17 protein-coding genes are annotated in these 21,671 nt (G+C 58.1%); 7 read left to right on the plus strand and 10 right to left on the minus strand.

Features of this window, described 5'->3' with window-relative positions; translation table 11 throughout:
- From BLT54_RS19645 to BLT54_RS19665, 5 genes are all read left to right on the plus strand, one after another.
- On the plus strand, window positions 1-987 hold the full coding sequence (locus BLT54_RS19645; protein WP_074647034.1) for an ATPase, T2SS/T4P/T4SS family: 987 nt from the start codon (window positions 1-3) through the stop codon (window positions 985-987).
- Window positions 984-1,187: a hypothetical protein gene (locus BLT54_RS19650; RefSeq protein ID WP_074647035.1), complete on the plus strand. Its 204-nt coding sequence runs from the start codon at window positions 984-986 to the stop codon at window positions 1,185-1,187. Before BLT54_RS19645 ends, BLT54_RS19650 begins: the two co-directional genes overlap by 4 nt.
- Window positions 1,184-1,597, plus strand: a complete 414-nt coding sequence (locus BLT54_RS19655) for a hypothetical protein (RefSeq protein WP_074647037.1) — start codon at window positions 1,184-1,186, stop codon at window positions 1,595-1,597. Before BLT54_RS19650 ends, BLT54_RS19655 begins: the two co-directional genes overlap by 4 nt.
- Before the next feature lie 12 nt (window positions 1,598-1,609).
- Window positions 1,610-2,686, plus strand: coding sequence for a TrbL/VirB6 family protein (locus tag BLT54_RS19660; RefSeq protein ID WP_074647040.1), 1,077 nt, complete (start codon window positions 1,610-1,612; stop codon window positions 2,684-2,686).
- Window positions 2,687-2,764: 78 nt separating this feature from the next.
- Window positions 2,765-4,171 carry a hypothetical protein gene (locus BLT54_RS19665; RefSeq protein ID WP_143026889.1) on the plus strand — a complete coding sequence of 469 codons (1,407 nt, stop codon included), beginning with the start codon at window positions 2,765-2,767 and terminating at the stop codon, window positions 4,169-4,171.
- Between the two features lie 22 nt (window positions 4,172-4,193).
- On the opposite strand, the gene BLT54_RS22680 is transcribed toward BLT54_RS19665, so the two are convergent.
- Window positions 4,194-4,349 carry a hypothetical protein gene (locus BLT54_RS22680; protein WP_176832928.1) on the minus strand — a complete coding sequence of 52 codons (156 nt, stop codon included), beginning with the start codon at window positions 4,347-4,349 and terminating at the stop codon, window positions 4,194-4,196.
- Window positions 4,350-4,520: 171 nt separating this feature from the next.
- On the opposite strand from BLT54_RS22680, the gene BLT54_RS19670 reads away from it, so the two are divergent.
- Together BLT54_RS19670 and BLT54_RS19675 are read left to right on the plus strand one after the other, a co-directional pair.
- A complete protein-coding gene (locus BLT54_RS19670) occupies window positions 4,521-4,712 on the plus strand; it encodes a hypothetical protein (RefSeq protein ID WP_074647044.1) in 192 nt (63 codons plus the stop codon).
- 195 nt (window positions 4,713-4,907) lie between these two features.
- Window positions 4,908-5,825 (plus strand): DMT family transporter, encoded by a 918-nt coding sequence (locus BLT54_RS19675; protein ID WP_074647046.1) that lies wholly within the window; start codon window positions 4,908-4,910, stop codon window positions 5,823-5,825.
- Between the two features lie 151 nt (window positions 5,826-5,976).
- Here BLT54_RS19675 and BLT54_RS19680 read toward each other — a convergent pair whose 3' ends face one another.
- The 9 genes from BLT54_RS19680 to BLT54_RS19725 form a co-directional block, all read right to left on the minus strand.
- The gene (locus BLT54_RS19680) at window positions 5,977-9,531 is read right to left on the minus strand and encodes a tetratricopeptide repeat protein (RefSeq protein ID WP_074647048.1); all 3,555 of its coding nucleotides are present in this window, start codon (window positions 9,529-9,531) and stop codon (window positions 5,977-5,979) included.
- Complete coding sequence (locus BLT54_RS19685) at window positions 9,531-9,710, minus strand: hypothetical protein (protein WP_074647050.1); 180 nt, start codon at window positions 9,708-9,710, stop codon at window positions 9,531-9,533. Before BLT54_RS19685 ends, BLT54_RS19680 begins: the two co-directional genes overlap by 1 nt.
- 262 nt (window positions 9,711-9,972) lie before the next feature.
- Entirely contained in the window at window positions 9,973-11,961 is a 1,989-nt protein-coding gene (locus BLT54_RS19690; RefSeq protein ID WP_074647052.1) for a type IV secretory system conjugative DNA transfer family protein, read from the minus strand.
- Between the two features lie 8 nt (window positions 11,962-11,969).
- Window positions 11,970-14,303: a relaxase/mobilization nuclease domain-containing protein gene (locus tag BLT54_RS19695; RefSeq protein ID WP_074647054.1), complete on the minus strand. Its 2,334-nt coding sequence runs from the start codon at window positions 14,301-14,303 to the stop codon at window positions 11,970-11,972.
- A complete protein-coding gene (locus BLT54_RS19700; protein ID WP_074647057.1) occupies window positions 14,290-14,883 on the minus strand; it encodes a helix-turn-helix domain-containing protein in 594 nt (197 codons plus the stop codon). The genes BLT54_RS19695 and BLT54_RS19700 overlap by 14 nt, the downstream gene beginning before the upstream one ends.
- A gap of 561 nt (window positions 14,884-15,444) precedes the next feature.
- Window positions 15,445-15,651: a hypothetical protein gene (locus tag BLT54_RS19705; protein WP_007120662.1), complete on the minus strand. Its 207-nt coding sequence runs from the start codon at window positions 15,649-15,651 to the stop codon at window positions 15,445-15,447.
- A gap of 538 nt (window positions 15,652-16,189) precedes the next feature.
- Window positions 16,190-17,119 carry a DUF2493 domain-containing protein gene (locus BLT54_RS19715; protein ID WP_074647061.1) on the minus strand — a complete coding sequence of 310 codons (930 nt, stop codon included), beginning with the start codon at window positions 17,117-17,119 and terminating at the stop codon, window positions 16,190-16,192.
- A 731-nt stretch (window positions 17,120-17,850) separates the two neighbouring features.
- A complete protein-coding gene (locus BLT54_RS19720) occupies window positions 17,851-20,253 on the minus strand; it encodes a S8 family serine peptidase (RefSeq protein ID WP_176832929.1) in 2,403 nt (800 codons plus the stop codon).
- Between the two features lie 190 nt (window positions 20,254-20,443).
- On the minus strand, window positions 20,444-21,466 hold the full coding sequence (locus BLT54_RS19725; RefSeq protein ID WP_074647065.1) for an AAA family ATPase: 1,023 nt from the start codon (window positions 21,464-21,466) through the stop codon (window positions 20,444-20,446).
- Window positions 21,467-21,671 lie beyond the last annotated feature (205 nt).

A 21,671-nucleotide genomic window follows, 5' to 3' on the forward strand; every position in this document is an offset into this window, starting at 1 on the left:
ATGTCGCTGAGCTATCTCGAAACCTCGCTCGACCGGATCGACGCCGCCGCTCGCGACGATGTCATCGAGATCTGCATCAACCCTGATGGCACCTGCTGGGGCGAATTCCAGGGCGATCACTTCATGCGCGCGCTGGACCAGAGGCTGACGAGCGTTCAGGTCAGGGACCTCGGCAACCAGATCGCCTCCTCGGCCAATACCACGATGAGCAAGGACCGCCCTATCGTCTCGGTCTCGATCACCTATAAGGGTCGCCCGATCCGCGCGCAGGTCATCACCCCGCCCGCCGTGCTCTCGGCCATGTCGATCAGCCTGCGGTTCTTCTCAAGCCTACCGCTCGAGCGCATCGCACTCGATTTCGTCTACGGAAAAGAGCGCAAGCTCGAAGACCTGCGCGTCGAAAAAAAGCGCGCCTTGCGCGCCGTGGTGGCCGCGGGTTTGATCGATGATGCGCTGGCCTTCTGCGTCGAGAACAAACTCAACATGATCGTCTCGGGCGGCACCTCCACCGGCAAGACCGTAGCCGCGCGCAAGATCCTCTCTCACGTACCGGCCGAGGAACGCATCGTGACCATTGAGGAAGCCGCCGAGCTTCTGCCGACCCAGCCCAATGCCGTGACCCTCATCGCCAATCGCGACGCGGAATTCCAGACCGCCGATGTGCTTCTCACCGCCACGCTGCGTATGCGCCCCGACCGGATCATCCTGGGCGAGGTGCGCGGCAAGGAGGCCATGACCTTTCTGGAAGCCATCAACACCGGCCATGGCGGGTCCATGACCACGCTGCATGCCGAAACCCCGCAATTGGCCGTGCAGCGGCTCGCGATCGCTGCACTCAAGACCGAAATCCCGATGACCTATGCCGACATGATCCAGTACATCGAAAATTCCATTGACGTGATCATCCAGGCCGGTCGCCATGACGGCAAACGCGGCATCACCGAATTCTACCTCCCCGGCGCAACTGAGATTGGAACTTCCCCATGAAAACCTTTGAATATGACATCCTGTTCTTTCCGATGGACCGTAAGAACAGTCTGATCGAGATGCAGGCGGCATTGAATGCGAAGGGCCAGATCGGCTGGGAGGTGGTCTCAATCAGTTCGTCGGAGTTTGCCAATATCGGGCACACGGCTTTTCTGAAGCGTGAAACCTCCGACGGTGCCGATTTTGGAGACAACCGATGAAGCGTGGTGCAGCGCGTTTCTTGTTACTGTCAGTCGGTTTGGGCTTGATGGCATCGCCCCTAATGGCGGAGCGCAATCTCATCCCCAGTCTTGAGAGCATTCCAGATGTCTGCCCCGAACGCCCGAGCGAACCTGACTGGATGCAGAACATCGCCCTTCGAGACGCCTACCAGCGTGTCTTGGTCCAGGACATCTACCGGGCACAGAACATGGAGCGGATCGTTGAGACCGGATCCTGCGACTGCGGTCTTCGCTTCCCAGCATGGGATAACGCCGAAGTCACCTTCCAAGAAAACCACGCCAATGCGAACCGTTCAGAAATGCTACAAGCGTCAGACAGTTACAACCGCCGCGCAAGTGATCTTCGAACAGAATCTCAAGCGATCTGCGAAGCAGTGGGTAAGTGGTAGGGGAACTCTGAAATGAGCGTTGTCACCTACTTCGTTGAAACCTCCCAAGGCTATCTCAACACCGCCGCCGAGACACAGTTCGGGTCTGTTGCTGCCACGGTGGGAACGCTTCTCGTTCTTGGAACAACGCTGGTGGTGATCCTCGTTTTCCTGAACATGATCTATCAGTACAAAGCGATGGACGGGCGAACGGCATTCTGGCTTGCGGTCAAGATTGGTCTCATCGGGATATTTGCAACCAATTGGGTGCAGTTTAACGCACTCTCGTCCGCAATCCTCGCGGGGATCGACAGTATTGCGGGCGCGCTGGTCGCCTCCGTCGGTGGTGGCGTTCCAGGTCCATCGGGGACATTTGCAGAAGAATTTGACCGGCTCATCGCCGAGCTTGGAGAATACCTTAACGCGGCCGGGTCTGAGCTCAACTGGATGGCCGGCGCGATGCTCGACATTGTTGGCGTGTTGATGTTGTCGATCTTGGGAGGGCTCGCTGCATTTATCTTGGTCGCGTCGCGTTTGATGATCGCGCTGCTCATTGGCATCGCACCCGTGATGATCTTCCTCACCCTTTTCGAAGTGACCAAGGATTACTTCGCGCGCTGGCTGTCAGCACTGGTCTCCTTTGCGCTCTACCCAATCGTCGTGGCAGGCGTATTCGCAACAATCACAGGTGTATCATCCGCCCTCATTGGTGAACTCGGCGACCCGGAAGGGGCCTCAAATATAGGCGCGCTCATCCCCTTCTTCATGATGGTCCTCATGGCCAAGGGCTTCATCATCGCCACGCCGTTCATCGTTCGCGCGATCTCAGGGAACATTATGATGCCAGCGCTGTCTGGGGGCTTGGCAGGAAGCTACAGCTTTGCGCGCGCTGCGATGGGCAATCAGCAGGCTTACAATCGGTATCTTGTTGGTGGTGCCAGTGGAGCCGAATATGCAGCACTCAGAGCACGGCAGTTCTTTGGTGCCCAACAAATGCCGCAACGGCCGGGAATGGCAAATGTGACACCTGCAGGGGGCAGTCCACCCACCGGAACCGGATCGCAAATGATGGCGCAGCTGGCTCGTTTGGGAAGGTTGGGGAGGCGTTGATGAGGTTTTTTTCTGCGACGCCGTTGAACAATGAATGAGCGAGGGTCCCATAAGCATTCGCCAGTAAAAACGGTACCATTGGAGCTGGTCCAAGCAGTCCTGCGCTCAGCAATCAATGGAAGATCTGTCGGGCTTGAAGAGGCAATACGGACCCTGGATTGCGATGCCCATCATGCTGACCTCATCTTGCGCCAGATGGCCGAGGCTGGGTACTTGGAGCCTGCCGACATCTTTGACAATTTGTTTTATTGGCAGCTAACGCCGAATGGGACTCGCCTCGCACTGGAACCCAAGCGAAAGCGTATCGGGCGCGATAAGGTTCAGACCATCATTTCTGAACTTCTCGCCCGGGCCAAGGTCATCAACGGTGATTCCGATCGCCTGCAGCGCATCACCTTGAAGCTATTCGGCAGCGCGCTTGAGGAGCGAGACGACTACGGTGACGTCGATGTTTCTATCGCGTATCTACGACGCCAGCTGAGCGATATCGAACGTGAGCGCATCGAAAACGCACTGAAAGCCCGCCAAAGCAATTCAGATCGGCAAACCTTTCAAGGGCGGCTCATGGGCGCGGAACGTCAGGATACGCGGGAAATCATGGCGTTCCTGAAAAAGGGTCTGCCACATCTTTCGCTCATGAATGATGATCCTATGGACCTCGGGACACCGTACCGTTGGCTCGTCGACCACGACGTGAAAACGGACAGACCAGTTGATGTTTCTGACGATATCGTTCGACCCAATGGGCCTTCGATCCTCGACCAACACCCGAGGAAACCGTTACCGCCAATCACACTGCTTGAAGCACGACACAGAGCCATTTCTGCGAATACCAAAGTTGCGATTGATGACATGCACATAGGTTTGGAGGACGCAGCCGCGCTCGAAGAGCAAATGTGGTCTCCAAAGGTCACACGCGAAGGCGATTTCGTTGCTAACGACATCAGAAGTGAGAAGCGGGTCAAATTCGCCGGGTTTCAGCACTTATGTCCGATCTGGAAGAAAGACCTAGGCGGCGTAGCGATGTTGAAGGAAGCCCTCGACTGGTGCGATGAACATAAGGTTTGGATCAGAGACCTATTTCCGAGAGTTTCAATCCAACGGTCCGACCGGACACATATCATACGCCTCGGGTGGGGCCATGACCTGATCTATTTCAATGTCGGCGGTAAATCGACAACTGGGAGCCTGCTTCCTATAAATCGAACACGCGTTTCCAAAATTGACTTGGCCGGCGCTTATGCGGTCGGAAGGGCACTTTCGAAGATGTATGATGAAAGCCGGTGCGCGAAAATGCCATGGTTCAGCGCTGACATTTTGCTTCCGTTAGTCGAGGTAGACAGGCTTCCAGATTTCCCGGGGCTGCATAAAGTTGGCTCGTTCAAAGAAGGCGCGTTTCAAGGCCTGCGGGAGGTCACCTTCTTCCGAGCTCGGATCACGCGCCCTACTCCGAACGAACCTGTTTCAATAGAAAAGCACGCCTAAGCGCCCGGCTCCACCTTGACGATCAACTGGCATTGGCTGTCGTACCTGTACTCATGCAACCTGCGTTCTTGAATGAGCTGAACGGCTTGGCCGCGGCGAACGCAAACGGAAACTCGCCGCCGCCGTCTTGACGAGTAGCGATTTTTTCCAGGGCGTCTGCGATTTCTGTCGGGTTCATTTAGGGTCCGTCGGTAAACTCATGCGAATGCCACAGAAATTTTGGGGCGATGACGATAGCGACATGTGCCTGAAACGGTCCTGAACTGCCGTTTAACGCTGATCATTTGCTGTAATGCGGGTTCCAGACTGCGGACATGGTCGCTAGGTTGCAGAAAATTGCGAGGATAGAATGAAAACAAGAGTATTGGGTAGCCTCGTTGGCGGAGCTATCGGCTTCATTGTAGGTACTGGAACTGGCATTGTCGGCGGAATCTTTGGTGCGATTGCAGGTGTACTTGTCTTTACGGCTATTGGTGCTGCTTGGGGATGGAGCGCAGGTCCTGATCTTGCAAAAACAATTCATCGCTGGCGAGGGAAATGACGGCCCGTTGCCGAATTTTCGTCCGTACTTCAAGAGCTGCAATTCCGCGTCGCCATAACAGTCATTCGTGAAACATGCAGCGATCTTGGTTTGGAATGAATGTGTGCAGCACCCTGTACCGGTGTCGCTAATGAGTGATCAAAGCTCTGGCTAAGACATTAACCTGGGCGAAGTGAATTCCTAGATTAGGTCGACATGACATCCATTGCGCCAGCCCCTTCCACTGCGGATGCCCACAAGTACAGTGTGCTCTTCGTCTTTGCGGCGGGGGTCTTGTGGTCGACCGTCGGCCTTGGCATTCGCCTGATCGAAGATGCTGTCGTGTGGCAAATACTGCTCTATCGGTCGATCAGCATGTCGCTGTTTCTTTACGTGCTTATCCGCGTGCGGTCTGGGGAAAGCCCGTTTGTTCAGATCCGCCGCATCGGCGCCCCTGCCATCATCGCGGGGCTTTCACTGGTTGCGGCCTATTCGGGCGGGATCTACGCGATCCAGAACACCTCGGTCGCGAATGCCATGCTTTTGTTCGCGACAGCACCGTTTATGGCTGCGGTACTCGGATGGATCGTGTTGCGAGAACCTGTCCGCGCCGCAACCTGGATAGCGATCGCCGTCGCAATCGGCGGGATCGGGATCATGGTCGCCGACAAGTCCGGAGGCGTCGCCCTGAAAGGCAGCCTTGCCGCGCTCGGTTCGGCATTCGGTTTTGCACTCTTCACCGTGGCGTTGCGGTGGGGCCGCACAGGGGAAATGCTGCCCGCGGTGTTCCTGTCGGGACTCTTTGCGATCGTCATCACTTCGGCCATATGCTTGGGCCTTGGGCTCTCCTTCGTGCTGAGCCCCAGTGATGGCTGCATTGCAATGGGCATGGGGGTATTCCAGGTCGGTGCCGGACTTATCCTCTATACACTGGGCTCGCGCAGCTTACCCGCCGCAGAACTCGCTCTGCTTTCGCTGGCCGAAGTGCTGCTCGGCCCACTCTGGGTCTGGCTGTTTCTAGGGGAAACCGCGTCCGTAAACACCCTGATTGGCGGTACAGTTCTGCTCGCGGCGATTGCGGGCAATGCGCTGTCGGGCAAGCGAAGAAAACCACCGCCCATAACCGCACCTTAGAATGGCAACCACGGCCCATAGCCGACCTTGAGAACGGTCCCCAAATGCTGCGCTCGCAGCTCGGTTTGCGGCCTTTCGCTGCAAGAGCAAAATTTCGCAAAAACCACCTCAAATCATGGCGTTTAGTATGGGGTGGATAGCTCGGGTGGTACTAAGGCAGAAAGTGACCGACGCGCCATTGTTGCAGGTACTGACCCACAGAAGGATTCCGGTTTAGCGTTTGGATCGTATCCAATACTACTCGCGCATCCGCTCCCTGAAGCCTTGTCAAATTGCGGAGAATGATACCAGTAGCCTTTGCTCGGACTGCCGACAGTGAGCCAACTGTCCAAAGTCCTCTGATTGTTGCCAATGCCACTTCAACATGAGAACGTATTTCCGCACCTTTCTGTCCTAGTAAGGAGCTATACTTTGCAAAGTCGTCTTCAGTAATCTCACCCGATGCCATCATCTCGGCAGCAAACAGCAGGCGATCTGCGTTCGTGCTGAGAGCATCCTCGCCCAAATATTGTAGTTCGAGTGTTCCTCTGACTACCTTTTCGACGGGAATGCGTTTCTGTTCTTCTAAATGGACTAGTAACGCCTGCATCCAAGCTCCGGGGACGCCAAACAAGCCCTCTGCCCAGTTTCTCAGGTGGAAGTCATCAGAGATTAGAACGCGACCTGATCCATCCGCGGCGAAAATATCATCGAAGAATCGACCCCCGGCCTCTCTTCGAAACCGAATTACCTCATCCGGCGGGTCAATCTTGGCGACAGCGGGCAACACAGCGCATCTTGATTGAAGCCACCGTAAATCAGCACGTATCATATCCAGTTTCGCGACTACGTCTTCCTCCGACGTTTCAGTCATAATGATCTGCCCATCGCGGATAGAGATGTTCCCGGTCCTTCTTTCGCCGAATTCACTATCAAAAAAGCTTGTATCTTCGAGTTGCCGCAATCTCCGAATGTAAACGTCAACGGTTTCTTGAGTTACTCCGATCTGGCCAAATTCTTCTTCGACCGCAGTCTCAATTTCTAGGCGGCGCATCAAATAGAAGGCCGCAGCGTCAAAGATCACACCAGACTTCTTCGCAGAAAGCAGCGATCTTTGAGCCTTCTCTTGGTCCACGTGCGAGCACGACGAAACTTTCGGAGGGATGCCGCATTCCGAGTAGAGGCCGAGAAGTGCGTCGATTGGGTCAACACCTAGGTGATAGCCCAGGATGTAGATTGGGTAGGACCCTTCCAGATACTCCGCTGCTTTGCTTTGTGCATAGTCCACCCTTTGTTTGAGCATCGCCTTCATCTCATCAAGGCCGGACGGGTCCTCAAAGTTGACTGATACCGACTTAAACCCTGAGACGTTTGGGAAACGCTCCTCAAACTTATGAGTGATTTGGTGAAACGCCGCTAAGGCCTTGTGCTTGACAGAAGTTATTCTCGCGGTGCCGTTTCCTTTGAAGGGCCAGTCAAACTCTTCTCCTACGGACTTACCAAGCGCGGCGATGGCGACAGGGTGATCCAAAGCAATGTTACCCTCTCTTAGGGTGAACAAGTCGTCGTCGGTCTCAAGCGTAAAGGACTGTATTGAACCGTCGCTACGCACAATTTCGAACGACGCGCCATCCTGAACTACGTCGACTTGGAAACTGTCGTCTGCATCTTGGGGACGTCCAAAAGCAAGGACGCTCGCACTGAGCGCCAACCATGCCTGAGCGTCATTCTGATTTTCACAAAAAAGCCGGTATGCAAATGCCCGAGCACGCTCCAGCTCACCGCAAAATACAAGAAGCTTAACGTAGTTCGATCTGTCTTCGACGGTTCCTGTGAGTTTTGCATCATCTAGACTGGTGACAACGCGCTTTATCCTGTTTTTGTCGTTTGTTCGGAGAAGCGCTTGGACGTACCAATCAAGGGCGTTTAATGATTTTGGGTTGTCTTCGAACAATTTCCTAGCAGGTGGGACGGCTTTCGCAGCTACACCACTTAGGTACGCCACATTTGAGCTAAATCGCCATCCAAACACCGACTCTTTGACTTGCGGCGACAGGGTCTCATCAATTTCCTTCGCAAGGGTTCCCAAATGGCCCCTTAGACAAGCGTCACATAGCGTTTCCAACGCCGGGCTTAGTTTGCGAAAACCGACTCTATCTCGAAGCAGATCGGTGCACTCTCTAAAAAAGCCACGAGCAAGGAGTTCGTCGGCTGTTTGAAGCACGGTGAAGAAATCCCAACCGTCAGCTTCACTGAGAGACGCCAATAGATTCGCCTGCTCTTGTGAATGCTCGTGAACCTCAATCGGAAGGCTCTCAAAATCCTTTGGATTGGTCTGAATTTCAAAAGCCCGCTCGTATGCTGATTTCAACAGCATTAGTTCTGTTGATTCAGGGCTAACAGCGGCCAACTCATCGAGTGCTTGGTCAGCAATTTCACGGTTCAGTGAGTTGATGCCAATCCTAGCTTTTGTGGTGAGAGCATGTGTTCTCAGTCCTTCCTCTAGTCCAGCTTTCAACACCGCATCAATTCTTTCCAGAGCATCGGCAACGGCGCCATTCTTGGCTTCGATCTCCGACGCCATTATCTGAAGATCGAAGGCGTCCGCGTGCGGGCGAATTAACTCCAACGCATCATGGTCCTTGTCTTCCTGAAGAAAGAGAACTGCTCGCACCTGAGCGACATCACTGCTCAAAGACGGAAAGGTTTCGAGCGCACGGTCCAATAGTCTTGCGGCGTCGGCTGTTTTTCCGACTAGCCTGAGTGACACTGCTGCATTGTTTGCCTGAGATGGAAGCAGAAGTTTGTTCGGCGGACGTTTCTCGAGCGAATTTTCTAGATCGCGCCGCAGTATCTCGGCGCATCTTTCGACTTCGTCTTCGAAACCTTCGGGCATTTTTGCCCCAAGCAAGAAAGCTTGGTTCTGCTTGACGTTGTCGAGGACAGACAAAGCCCACATCGTTCCGATAGTGTCGTTTTCAGGTGCTACGGCAAAAGCGCTATCGAGTTCGGCCTTGTAGCTTTCCGGCCGAACTCCCCGGCAGTATTCCAAGAAAGCAGCTTTGACATCCTCTGAAGCCATCTCCTCAGCAATGATGTCTTCGGGCTGGACTTCTTCATTCAGGTTCCGCGCCGCGTGGCATAAAATGCAGGCTGCAAGAGTGCGATGATCTCCATCGATCGCCAGTAGTTCTGTTGCCCGTTCCAGAGCTGACCGATCCTCACCATCAAGCAATTCTGCAAACGCCAAGGCGGTTACGGCCTTCGGATGATCTGGAAAGAAACCATGCGCGGCCCTGAGCGAAACACTCGCTCTAGGGAAATCACCGATGTCTTGTTGGATGACTCCAATGTTGAAGTTTAAACGGAAAGCAAAGTAGCCGTCGGTGTACGGGTCTTCGGATTTTAGATTTTCCAGCAGTTTGACGGCTGTATCGTTGTCACCCTGTCGAGCGATATTTCGATATTCCAGTATGCGTTGAATTTCTGGCCGATCATCATCGTCAAAGGTATCATCTGCGAACGACTGAATTTCAGTCTCGCTGCCACCCTTTTGAACATGAACCAGAATTTCTCGCGCAAGCGGAGAGTCTTTGTCTGCAATGATGTAGTTTTGAATGGACTGATCGACCGTGTTTCCGTCACCACTGACGTCAACAGATTGGGTGTTGGTCGATTTGTCAGCCTGAAACAGCCTCTTTAGAGGCGACGGTAGACTGAACTTCATCAATCACCGTTGCTCTCACTGCTATTGCTGTCCAAACGTTGGTTCACGGTGTTGCTTTGACCGGACACTTTTGCGTTTTGGTTGACGTTTGTTGCCCCTTTCTTCCGCCAAAGGAACAACCCCACGACGGATGCAATTGCCGTCACGATCCCTGCAATCCAATATCCTTGCTCTAACATCGTCCTGTCCTTGCATTCAGTACCAGCGAAATATTCGGTTGGCCGAGGCACACCAAATGCTTCCACCGACAGATACTACGCCCACAATATATGGTACTTTCTGCAGTGAATCCATAGCCACAATAGTCAGATAGCACTGGAACCCCAACAAGGGCCGCTTTCATTCGTTCAAGCTGTTGATTGGCTGGGCGCAGCGAAGGTTCGCTTTCCGTACCTCCCTGACAGACAGGCGATGCCCACTACGCTATCGAGCAACCAGCTTTTAGCTATCCCCCTCCCGCAGCATCGCTTCCATTTCATCCAATCCATCGACGGCGGAGCGCATCTGCGCCTCATCAACGACGATCGCAGCTTCAGCATCCACGACCTGACTCTCGAAATCCATCTCCATCTGGCGCAGTTCCTCAGCGATCACAGCTTGAACGACAGGCGCGGTCTTTTTTGAAGCGACGTCGGTTTGCCCTGACGTTTGACTGCCAGCATCTTGGCGTGCGCTCTCCACAACCGCGTCAGTTTCAGACCCACTTGGTCCGTTTGCTGGCGGCGTCATCGGCATGGCACGCACACTCAGCGGGAGATTCCCCTGCGACCCACCTCCCCCCGGCTTCGGAAACGGCAACTCGCCTGATTGCGCCGCGTGGATCGCCTTGAACAGCCGATCGTCAAAATACTGGATCCGTTTTGCGCGGACCGGCATTTGGGCATCGATGACCATGACGATCTCGTCGAGGGGCAGACGGCGCGCCTCATCTTCGGGCAACAAAGAGCTTTCTTCGGTCCGGGTCGACTGGCTGCGGCCCTCGAAGGGGTTCTTGCCGATGGACTGGGAGCGCGTGACGACAGTCTTGGTGGTCTTGCCAACGGCCTTACTCAGCTCCTCGACGGTTTTTTCATCGGAGGGCGTCAGGTAGAGTTTCACGCCGGCGTTGCCCTGCAGGGCGCGGCGAGTGTTCTCGCCGTAGATTTCATCGAGGGCGGGGATCGTCTGCGTGACCACGGCAAGGTGACCGCGATAGGTTCGCAGGGTCTCGATGCTCTCGACCACGATGGGCATCTTGCCGAGACGGTTGAACTCGTCGAGCATGATCATCACTGGCCACGGCTCGTCTGGCCCGGGATCCTTTTCCTGCATGGCCGAGAGCAGGTCGGAGAAAAACAGCCGGATCAGCGGCGCGAGGGGTTTGACCATCAGCGGCTGGACCACGAGATAGACCGAAAAGGGCTTCTTGCGGATTGTCCGGAAATCAAAGTCCGACACCGCCGTCGCCTCATCGATGGCCGGGTTCTGCCACTGGTCCAGCCCCGAGGTCATCAGGAGCGAGACGTAAGAGGTCAGCGTATCGTTGTTGGTCGAGGCCAGCCGGGTGAAGATCAGCTTGGCGGCCCGGTTATCCACCTCGTGGCCGCGCGCGAAGTATTCCTTCTGCTTGTTCCCGCCCGACGCCGCGATGCGGTAGATCTCGCCCAAGGTGGGGCGCTTGCGCTGGAACGCCAGCAGGCCTGCTGCCACGAAGAGATCGATGCCGCCCTTGAGGAGGCCCTGCACCCGGTCATTGTCGCTCTGCAGGAACAGCGTCGCGAGAAGCTGCAATTCCATCTGCTGGCGCGCGGGATCTTTCAGTTGATAGATGCGCAGGAGCGGGTTGTAACGATGCGTGCGCTTGCCCTCCCAATCGGTGGGGGCAAAGCGATAGACCTTGTCGCCTTGGGCTGCGCGATGCCGGGCCGTGGCCTCAAAGCACTCGCCCTTCACATCGAGCGTCACGGCAGAGCCTTGCCAGGTCAGCAGGTTCGGAATAACGAAGCCCGTGGTCTTGCCGCGGCCCGTGGGCGCCACAATCAGCGCATGGGGGAAGACCTTGGAGCAAATGTAATTGGCGCGGGAGCCGGGCGGCCCAAGTTTGCCGAGGATGAACCCGGTCCCGGGCGCCCCGAAGAACCCATTGGCCTTCATCTCGCGCGCGGTCTGCCAATGGGTCTGGCCAAAGCGTGTCAGGGCGGACCCCGAGAGGGCGAGGCTCAGCATCAGGCCGGCGGCGGCAAAGCTGCCGATGATCAGGTGAATAAGTTGTGCGTCCTCCGGGCGGCGATCGAGGATCGCCAGATAGTTATGCGCGATATAGGCAAAGTCGATCTCGGCCCCGAAGCCGATATCCTGGTAGGTCAGCACCGCGGAGGCGATGGTATAGCCCATGGCGGCGGTCACCAGCGTCACAAGCAGGACGCCCGTGGCGATCCGCGCTTTTCCCATGGAGGCGCTCAATGGACCTGACCCCGCTCGGTCTCGCCATCCACGTCTGTGGTGCGGTGTTTTTCGTATTCGGTGTCGGCAAGATCATCGACCACCTGGCGCAAGGCCTCCGTGTTGGCCGTCGCGGCATCCGATTGCAGGTAAACCTTGGCGACATAGAGCCGGTCGAGGCGGTCCTCGAGAACCTTTTCCAGCGCATCGGCATCGCCGGATGTGAGGCGGCCCAATTGGCGGTCATCCAGCACCCGCGCGATCTCCTCGCGGAAGGCGTCCCGCTCCGCCTCGGTCTCGAAGGGCGCGGACAACTCTCCCGCCCGCTCATGGTCCAGGACGCGCGCAATCTCGCCTGCGAGGCGGTCGGACCGGTCAAACTGCGGTGCAGTTTCACCGCGGGCTGCGAGGAGTGCGTCGCGCGTGCCAGACCCAAGCCCCTCGCGCAACTCGTTTTCGCGGCGGACCTGATTGATGACCTCCGTGTCGCGTATCTCGACGACGGCCGCATAGGTCGCGCCGAGCCCACGGGCGAGGTGGGACGGCATGTCCGGATAGCGCGCTCGTAAGTCATCCGTGACAGCATCTGCAACAGGCGTGCGGAGGTCGCGTCCCTCCATGATCCGGTCGACCTCGCGGGTGATCTCGCTGGCGCGGGCCGCATCGGTGATGGTCTCCCTGTAGGGTTCAGACCGGTCGATCACATCGCCGGGGCGTGCGAGCAGGTCCCGGTGTGCTTCGAGATACGTGCGCTGCTCCGTCTCGATCCGGCGCTCCGCCCGTGAGACAACCTCCCAGTCCCGGTCCTCGATCTGCTGCGCAGTCAGGCCGTCTGCGCGCATCTCCTGACGGATTGTCCCTTCCATCTCCCGCACCGCGCCCTCATGATAATGGAACCGCTCGCTGACCGGTTCCGCTTCCATGACACCATCCCGGCGCAGCACGGTCTCCCGCTCCAAGAGCGTACCAAGCGCGACATGCACATCGTTGAGAATGTCGCGCGCCTGTTCCAGATCAGCGCGGCGTTCGAGGTTCAGATCGCGCGCCTCGGCCACTTTGGAGAGATCATCTGCGATCCATTGATGCTCGAGCGCTGCATTTGAGGCCCCGGTCTCGATCCGGGCCACCACTTCGGATGTGCTGATCCCCGTGCCCCGTAGTGCCGCTTCAATGCGCGATCTCAGATCGGGCTCTGCCAGACGCTCGCGCTGGCTGGCGTTAATATTGGCCTCGGAATAGATCCCACCCTCCGAGGGGGTCTCTGACAGCGTGGATGATCGCAAACCGAGAGGCTGCATGTGCTGGACCTGCGTCTGGATCTCGATGAGACGTTTTTCCAGCACGGGACGTTCCGCGTCGGACTTCTCGGCGATCATGCCCTGCACCCGCGCAAGCTTCTCCGCATAGAGGCTTCTGAGATCCTCGAAACTCTGATCCTCTGCCATATACACATCTCCTGTTCGGTCCACCTGCCCGCCATGCGCCAGCACCTCGCCCGCGCGGAAGAGTGCCGCGGCAATATCCTCGCGGGCCTCCCGGGAGGCCTCTGCGGCAAGCGAATGGTAGACGGTTCTGGTGTTGGCGATCTCTGCCAGCGTCCGGGTCAAGTCGGCCCCTACACGTTCCCGCTCGCGGGTTGCGCGCCCCTCCTCTTTCGCGGCATAAACCTCGCTGGTCCGGGCTGGGTAATGTACAACCCCGCGATCCACCCGGCGCGTGGCCTCGAGGCGCACACCATACTTCTCGGCCTCCTCGACCATGGCGAGGCGGAAATCGTCATAGTTGAAGCGATGGTTGCGCCCCAGAAAGAAGAACTCGCCTTCCTGCGAGCGGCGGTTCAGCACCAGATGCGCATGGGGGTGATCGCGGTCCTCATGCACCGCGATGATGTAGTCGAAATGCCCCGCATCGGTCTGGAAGAACCGCTCGGCCACATCCGTCGCGATGTCGCGCACATCCTCTCCTCGCGTTCCGATGGGGAAGGACATGAGCATATGGGTCGTCTGGCCCAGCTTGGGCTTGAAGCCCGCATCCCACCGCTTGGCAAAGCGCGCGGTCAGGTCCTTGATGTCACCCGCCTCGAGCTTGGATTTGCCATCCAGAAACCCGGTCGAGTCGACGATATGGGTGGACTTGGTGGTGAGGTAATCGAGCTGGTTTGCGAGCTGCGATTTGGTATGCGCACCCCCGCCCCGGATCGCCTTGAAGACCGCCGGACGGTGCCCGGCTGCCGCGCGCATGAGCTGGGTCTGCTTGGCCGCGTGCAGCCCCTGCATCGAGCCCCGGACGCGGCTCCAGCCATCCCGGAAGACCTCGCCTGTGACGGCATGGACGGCATCATTCAGCCGCATGGGCAAACTCCCTCAGCGCGGCTGTGGCCTGCAGCTGCATTGCGTCCCGACGACGGCGCAGAAGCAGATCGATCTCGTCAGCAGAATCGAGGATGAACCGCGCCAGCCCGCGCATCTGCGCAAGGCGCAATTCGGTGAACTCGGCACTCGTGCCGCCCACGGCCGCCTGCCCCCGCCGGTTGGCCTGCGTCATCTGCTTGGCGATCTGCGCGACCCCATTACCGACCTCGTGCAGCGAGGCGCGGTAGCGCGCCATCTCGGCCGCCATCTGCGCGTCCGGAACAAACACCCCACCCGCCGCCTGAATGAGCCGCCGCAGCCCCTCGGCCCGGCTCTCGAACCCGGCTTCGGCCAACACCTCGTCGAGCGCCGCAAGCTCCGCAGCCGTAACCTTCACACTGACCGCTAAGACCGGAATTGCGGCATCCGTCTGGCGCTCAGCATCAGCTTTGAGCGTGTACTGAATCGCCCGCACCGACACGCCAAACCGTTCCGCCAGCACTGAAGTGGAAATGCCTTCCGCAGCTTCGCGAACGATCTCCATGCGGTCCGCATCTGTGAGACGTTTTGAGCGCGACATGCGAAGAAAGACCCCCTATTTCCTGCCACCTTCCACCAAGGCTGCCCCTACCTTACGATAATATACCATTCTGTCAATTATATACTTACGTAGCCTTCAGGCTCAGGCAGCCTTGGTGTCCGCTTCCCCCGCGGCCCGCAGGGACGCGGCTCTGCCGCCCTCACCACCGGGCGACCCACCTGTCCTAGGGGTCCCGTCCGCCAGCCCCGCCCGAGGGTCTGGCCGAACGCGCATGTGTTCGGACGGAACCGCGGGCGGGCGCAAACCCCACCGACAGGGCGGACAGGCAGGGTCAAGGAGGGCCAGATTTGGCTTGCCAAATCTCTGCCGCAAAAACCGGGAGGCCCTGGCCGATAGGTTTTTGTGGATGGCCCCCTTGAGGCTGACTGGCCGGTCTGTCGCGGCCTGATCATTTCGGGAGGAGTGCGTCTGTTGAACGCGCAGCGGCCGACGGCTTCGTGAAGTCGCCTCGGGCGATCTGACCGCCGGACGCGGCATCCCTGGAACAGGGATCGGGCCGCCCCAAGATCGTGCTGGGGCGGCCCATCCTCGTCAGAGGATTTAGTCCTGGGGATCTTTCGCGCTCGGTGGGAACATCACCAGCTCCGAGACCGCGACCGGGAAGTCGAGCTTGAGGCTGAAGAACTCCGAGCCGTCCCCGTTGCGGGTGTTGCGGAACATCGCACCCACGCGCTGAAAACGGGTGCGCTCCTGGCCATCGGTGTCGGTGAACTTGACGGGGACGGTGGCGACGTAGTGGTTGGTCATTTGGGTTACTCCTTGTTGCGATGGGGATCATCCAGCACGGGGGCAAGAGGCCCGGTCGCAAGCGCAAATGCGGAGGGTCCGCGGCCAGCCGTGGAAGCCGTATTTGTGCTTGCCGAAGCGGGAGCGGAGGGCACGGACGGGCCGACCCCGTGCGATCCACATCTATGAGCAAAAAGGAGTGATCCGGATGACCCTTGCCATCACGCAGCCGCCACCATCCGCGTCCGCGTCCCGCCGAGCCTGGCCGGGGTGCTGACGGAGCCCGCCCGCGTGGATGCGATGTTCCGAAACACGCCCCGAGGGACGTGCAGGTCTTCAGCCTCATGTGCGACGTCTCGACCCCTCGCGTCTTGCGCTGCTGACGATGTGCGTGAGGTGCGCACCATCCCCATCCCGTACCGATGCGGATGGGCCGCACTCTGACGGACTGGGTAGAGGGATGGCAGTGCCGGCCGCTGCAGACTGCCGATCACGCATGACCGATCGCACGCGCCATGAGACATGACGAAAGGGCCGCGCCAAGCGCGGCCCCCTCTCTTCAATCCTGCGACGCCTTCTTCGCCGGGTCCGCAACCCGCATGACCGTCAGGCCTTTCGCTTCCGCCTTCTGCCCGAGGTTCAGTGCGACCCCGTTGCCGCCGAAGAGTACAACCCCCGTCGCCGCGAACTTGTCGTCCAGCATCTCATCGTTGCACTTGAACGGTGCCGCCCGCCCGTGCGCGGACCAGCGCGGATCGAAGCGCGCCTGCGCGACCCCGCGTGCCCGGGCCCACCGAGCCGCAATCATCTCCGCCCCGTGCTTGCCACCCTTGTGGCAGAGGAAGATCTCCTGGTTGCGGTTCTGCTTGATGCGTTCGCGAACCTTGTCGAGCGTGTTGAAGATCACATCGACATCGGTCCAGTCGGTGGCGCCTGAGACGATCAGGGGAACCCCCTCGACTTTCGATTTCTCGGCAGTCTCGCGGTCGTGCTGCTCGAGGAGCTGCCGCGCCTCGAAGACCGCCCCGGTCTCTTGCGCCCGGACGCTTGCGCGCGACCCGGCTGCCGGGATGAAGGCGTGGCCCGTCTCGACCTCGTAGCATTCCGCCGCTGCTTCGCTCATCACCTCGATGGCGCCGACAATCTCGCGCAATTGCACAAAGCGCGCCTGCGCCTCTTCGAGCGCGGTCTCGGCGATCTCCGATCCGTCGTGAGATTTTGCCAGCGCGCCGATCTTGTCGGCGGTGCGGTCGACCTCCTTGCCAAGCGCCACCTTGCGGCGCTGCAGGATCGTGGCGAGCCCATGGGCCAGCGGTTCGATTTCCGCTTCAAGCCCGGTCCCGCGCAACTGCCCGAGCAAAGCCTCGAAGCTCTCGCGGATGATGTGGTCGGTCAGGATGTGATCTTCCGGGATCGGCAGCTGCGCGTCCTTCTCGGTCAGCCCGAAAAGTTCGATCGTCTCGTAGGTGTTTGCGGTGTCGTAAGCCATGTCTGGTCTCCAGTGTTTGGTTCCTAGGCCACCACGTGAGTGTGGGGGCATGGCCGAATGCCTGGTTTCCGAATCTGCCCGGGTCAGGGACGGCGCAGCCGCCGGCTTGCCGGGCGCAAAAGTTTTCTGCGCGCAACACTCGACACATGCGCGTCCTCACGCACGGGACCGCCCCGCGCCACTAGCCTCGCCCTCACCGAAAAGTTTTGCGATCCTTGACGCGGGCTGATTTGGGGGCCATCCGGAGGATATGCTTCCGCACTCATGTGTGTGTGTGTTTTGACGGTAGGTTTGCCCGACACGAGCAGGCAAACGGCCCGACCGGACGCGGGAGACGGATGGAGCGGCGGGATCGTTTTGCCACGCAAAACAGACCAGAGCGCAATCCGGCGGAGCGGCCGGGGAGGGACGTGCTCGCGAGGCGGGCAAACCGGGATGCCAGGCGCGACGCCGCGGTGAGGCCGCATGGCCGAATGCGCGACGGACCGAAGGGCCGTTCTCCCCTGCGACACGCGAAGCCGAGCTGGGGAGGCCGCAAGGCTTAGCCCAAGGTTGATGCGCTGGCGACGCCGCTGCAGACTACACGGATTACTTGCCCAAGCATTCGACGTGATGGGCGGGAATCGGACCTGCGGTTTTTCCGTCGCAGCACTTTGTCATATCCGATGTTCATCTTAAAAAACGTGAGTGTCGTGATCTTTTCAATCTTGCTGCGCCAAATATCTCTACAGCTACTGTGTTTGCCGTATCCTCAAGCGGTTCTCGATTTCTGTGTGGATGTCGTAACGGGTATCAATCGCGAGTTGCAGCGTAACAGCTATCGCGAAGCGGATGTCTTCGTCTGGGCTCAGGCCGCCACCCGAAGAGTCGCTGCATTGTACTCGGATTGGTATGATCGCATCTCCGCCAAATGAGGGGGTCAAGACGCGCGCGTGGGATAGCCGACGGGACCAAACGGTTCCTTTGGCAATAGCATTTGACGTCGGAACGTCACCCTTCATCTTAAGTCGCCATTCGTTATCTGGTTCGTCCCCTTCATCAGCAGCAACGGCCTCAAGGCGTGCGAGCCTGTACCTTGCACGCGCGACATCTATAGGAGAAAACCAAGCAAGTGTGACGAGGAGCGATCTATGCACCCGGTCATTTGACAATGACTGTGGCAACGGCATTTCAAAGACTCGTGCACCATCTTTGCGGACTGTGCCGAGGCCGACCAACGTCGCTCCCTTCGGCGGCCCTTCGCTCATAAGGTCCTCGTTCACAAGGCCATAACCGTATCCAGACAGGACCTCAGCACCGGCATGTTCATGATTCTTGCCTGACGCCATTTGGGAGCTGCGAAGGTCTGCTGCACTTTCTGGCCAACGAGCCCCGTGGACGGTCAGGGTTCGCGTCAGAAGCGCCATGTCGCGTCGAGGGAGTTCTTGTCCTTCATAGGCGCCGTCTGGCCCTGTCAATGCAGCGGCTGCTTGCAAGATGGATCTGGTAGTGAGCGCAGCTGCACAACTTGTGCCACATGCCCATGCTCGTCGGCCAGATACTGCGGACGAATGCGGTGGCGCAGCGACTAGGAGACCGGACGCAGGAAGGGCATTTGCTACCCGAAGGTTTAGATTTCCGCTTATGGAAGAAGCGCGGACGTCATGACGGCCGCCGACTGCTATTACATCGGGTTTGATGGCGCGATATGCTCCAGGACCAGCCGCCGACGAAACCGCTGGAACCACCGATGCTGCGTCATGAACAGCAAGTACGCCAGCTGGCAGAATGCCAGAACCCTTGGCGGCGCTGCTTGTCGAAGCGGCACCAACCGTAAGCACGTTCATGGCTTCTGCTGGAGATAGCAGAGTTCGCCTATGCCGTTGCGCTCGCCGTGCTTCATCCACCATCGCTTGACGAGCCTCGATGGCCGCATCCTCAAATGCGGTGGCGTTGATCCCGGAGACTGTTAAAGCATCGCCAACATTTCCAGCCGATACGACAAAAAGAACGCCGGCTCGATATGCCCACCAGTCAAGCAACCGGGCCAAGGCGCTCAAGCGGCCAGTGAAATGCCCATTCATCACGCCGATGGAGAGATTCACGACGAAAGCATCGGGAGCAATTGGGTTTTGGCCCTCTAACGCCGCAACAAGCGCTGTATGGATCACGTCGACGAATAGGCGACTTTCGGGAGAAACCGCAGTATTGTCATTGTCAACAAGCACGGGAATCGAAATAAGTCTGCTGTCGGAAACTGGTACACCATCAGCGTTCAAATCGCCTCGAAGAATCAACGATGACATTGAGGTAGCATGACGACGCTGCCGAACCTGAGACAGGCGCACAAGATCGTGTACATCCTCGATGTATACGCCATCGTTCAGATCAGGATGTGCCGCAATGGGAGTGCCATCCAGCAGCAGTGCGCGAGCTGGGAGTTCGGGGTCAAATTGAGCGTCACGCCGACTTGCAGGATCATCCCCCGGCCCAGCGTCCCCCGCTTCATCTTCAACCGGTATCGTTTGGGCTATGGTTTGAGGTAAAATAAATTGCAGGCCGTCCAACGTCGCCAGCCCTTCCGGCGCCGCTGGATTGTCCAGCATCTCTCGGACCGCACCAGCGGGCATCGATGCCAGTAGAGCGTCGTAAACAAAATCGATTTCGGAGATTATGCTACGTGCAATTATGTTGCCCCCGAAAGCTTCAACCCGCGCTTGAGCCTCTCGTCGCCACTGATTTCGGCGCTCATCACTGCGCGTTGGCCAAATCTCGAGCTCGAGGTTCACGGCAACTTCGTCGTCGAAGGGCAAGCGATCACGAATGATCTCTCGTGCCTCAAGTGTCAAACGATCTGCTGGTCCCCAAGGACGGAGTTCAGCCAAAAGGTCGAAGAGATTACGCCAAGGAGTTTGACCGTCCGGAAGATCTTCACCTCGCCTGTAAGTTCGCCAAAGCCGACGTAAGGTCTGCAATGAGCCTTCAGTGGGCATCGTTGCATATAGAGTTGGATTTGCGAACTCGATTCCATCGATTGGCATCCCGCCAGGGAGTGCGTAATCGTCTTCGAGGTCGACCTCCGTAAGCACTTCGATACCTGCATCGCGCGCAACCCGAATAAGATTTGCGATTGGAACGGCAGAGACAAACACCATCGCGCGCTCGGGCGCTATTCCGGCAGGATCCGCCCGAAGCGAGACAGCGGCATCCTCGCCTTGAAAAGCTTGATCTAGGCGTGAGAATTCTCGTCCAAAGCGCTCAGCCTGAACCGTGTGACCACCTGCGGCACCCCGCGGACGGGGCATTTTGGGTGGAGAACCTTTGATACGCTGTGTCGGCCGCTCTCTAATCGGAAGGGGGAGGATCGGTCGCTCGGTCATGGGAATCACTTTCTGGTGCTCGGCCGGAATGGTTGTGCCAGGCACGTATTCGATCGTTGATCAATGTTCTCAATGTTATGCGTCCCTGCGCAAGAGCCCAGCGACGATGTAAATCATGGAAAAAGGTCTCGGCTTCCGAAAAGCTGAGCGGCGCTACCGCCTCTCTGAGACGCTTCGGCGTATATCCGGCCGGACCATCGAATTCCCGAAGCCGCTCAGCAAAATAGGTCGTCATGTGCTCATCATCTGGGCGATCAAGCGTCAGACGGATTTCGAACCTGCGCCAAGTCGCGCGATCCAGTAGCTCGGGATGGTTGGTGGCTCCAACCAGAACGCAGTAGGATGGGAGATCGTCAAGCTGCAGCAACAGCGAAGTGACCAGTCTCTTTATTTCACCGGTTTCGTGCAAGTCGCCTCGTTCTTTGCCGATCGCGTCAAACTCGTCAAAGAATAGGACGCAGGGTTCGGTTCGGACATAGTCGAAAAGCCTCCGGAGTCTTTGAGCGGTTTCACCGAGGTAGCTGGTGATGACCGCGTCATATCGAACGACGAACAATGGCAAGGCAAGCTCAGAAGCTATGGCCTCCGCCAACGACGTTTTGCCGTTGCCGGGCGGACCAACAAGCAGCAGCCGATGCCGGGGTTCAAATCCATGTGCCCTTAGTACATCAGCGCGCGCCTGCTCTTCGATCAGTTCAAGGCACGCATTTCGGTTTGCTTGGGTCAGATAGAGCTGAGACAACGCTCGCTCTGGATGGCGGCGATCAATTCCGCCCGAGCCATCTCGAACTCTTGGGCTGCCGTTGGCCGGGCGTCCAGGAATGTTGGAGACAGGCGCAGCAGAAACCGCTTTGGCAATACGATCAGCGACGCCAGTGTGTTTCTTCGCGCGCTCCTCAGCCGCAATGGCTTCGGCGGTAACCCGGACGGCATCCTGGTTACCGGAAACTCCGGCCTTTACAAGTTCGACGATCAGCTCGCTGCGCACAAATTTCTCCAGTCCGGTCCTCGACCGATTTCGTACTTTTATGACGGATTCAAGAGATTGTCACCCGATTACGCATTTTTCTTTCCGCAAGGCTCTTGCCTACGCGAGGCATCCTTCTTGGGCAATGCCGCGTCCACATCATCGTTGAGAGTATAAACGACCGTTTCGCCGGAGCCTCACCGTAGCGCGCCGGTAGTTCATTAGT

It is taken from the genome of Celeribacter baekdonensis (genome assembly GCF_900102315.1).
In the GTDB taxonomy this organism is placed as follows: domain Bacteria; phylum Pseudomonadota; class Alphaproteobacteria; order Rhodobacterales; family Rhodobacteraceae; genus Celeribacter; species Celeribacter baekdonensis.

Excerpts from the sequence above, each read along its gene's own strand:
- BLT54_RS19645 (WP_074647034.1), top strand. The coding sequence starts at position 1 with ATGTCGCTGAGCTATCTCGAAACCTCGCTCGACCGGATCGACGCCGCC.
- BLT54_RS19650 (WP_074647035.1), top strand. The coding sequence starts at position 984 with ATGAAAACCTTTGAATATGACATCCTGTTCTTTCCGATGGACCGTAAG.
- BLT54_RS19655 (WP_074647037.1), top strand. The coding sequence starts at position 1,184 with ATGAAGCGTGGTGCAGCGCGTTTCTTGTTACTGTCAGTCGGTTTGGGC.
- BLT54_RS19660 (WP_074647040.1), top strand. The coding sequence starts at position 1,610 with ATGAGCGTTGTCACCTACTTCGTTGAAACCTCCCAAGGCTATCTCAAC.
- BLT54_RS22680 (WP_176832928.1), bottom strand. The coding sequence starts at position 4,349 with ATGAACCCGACAGAAATCGCAGACGCCCTGGAAAAAATCGCTACTCGT.
- BLT54_RS19670 (WP_074647044.1), top strand. The coding sequence starts at position 4,521 with ATGAAAACAAGAGTATTGGGTAGCCTCGTTGGCGGAGCTATCGGCTTC.
- BLT54_RS19675 (WP_074647046.1), top strand. The coding sequence starts at position 4,908 with ATGACATCCATTGCGCCAGCCCCTTCCACTGCGGATGCCCACAAGTAC.
- BLT54_RS19680 (WP_074647048.1), bottom strand. The coding sequence starts at position 9,531 with ATGAAGTTCAGTCTACCGTCGCCTCTAAAGAGGCTGTTTCAGGCTGAC.
- BLT54_RS19685 (WP_074647050.1), bottom strand. The coding sequence starts at position 9,710 with ATGTTAGAGCAAGGATATTGGATTGCAGGGATCGTGACGGCAATTGCA.
- BLT54_RS19690 (WP_074647052.1), bottom strand. The coding sequence starts at position 11,961 with ATGGGAAAAGCGCGGATCGCCACGGGCGTCCTGCTTGTGACGCTGGTG.
- BLT54_RS19695 (WP_074647054.1), bottom strand. The coding sequence starts at position 14,303 with ATGCGGCTGAATGATGCCGTCCATGCCGTCACAGGCGAGGTCTTCCGG.
- BLT54_RS19700 (WP_074647057.1), bottom strand. The coding sequence starts at position 14,883 with ATGTCGCGCTCAAAACGTCTCACAGATGCGGACCGCATGGAGATCGTT.
- BLT54_RS19705 (WP_007120662.1), bottom strand. The coding sequence starts at position 15,651 with ATGACCAACCACTACGTCGCCACCGTCCCCGTCAAGTTCACCGACACC.
- BLT54_RS19715 (WP_074647061.1), bottom strand. The coding sequence starts at position 17,119 with ATGGCTTACGACACCGCAAACACCTACGAGACGATCGAACTTTTCGGG.
- BLT54_RS19720 (WP_176832929.1), bottom strand. The coding sequence starts at position 20,253 with ATGGTGTTTGTCTCTGCCGTTCCAATCGCAAATCTTATTCGGGTTGCG.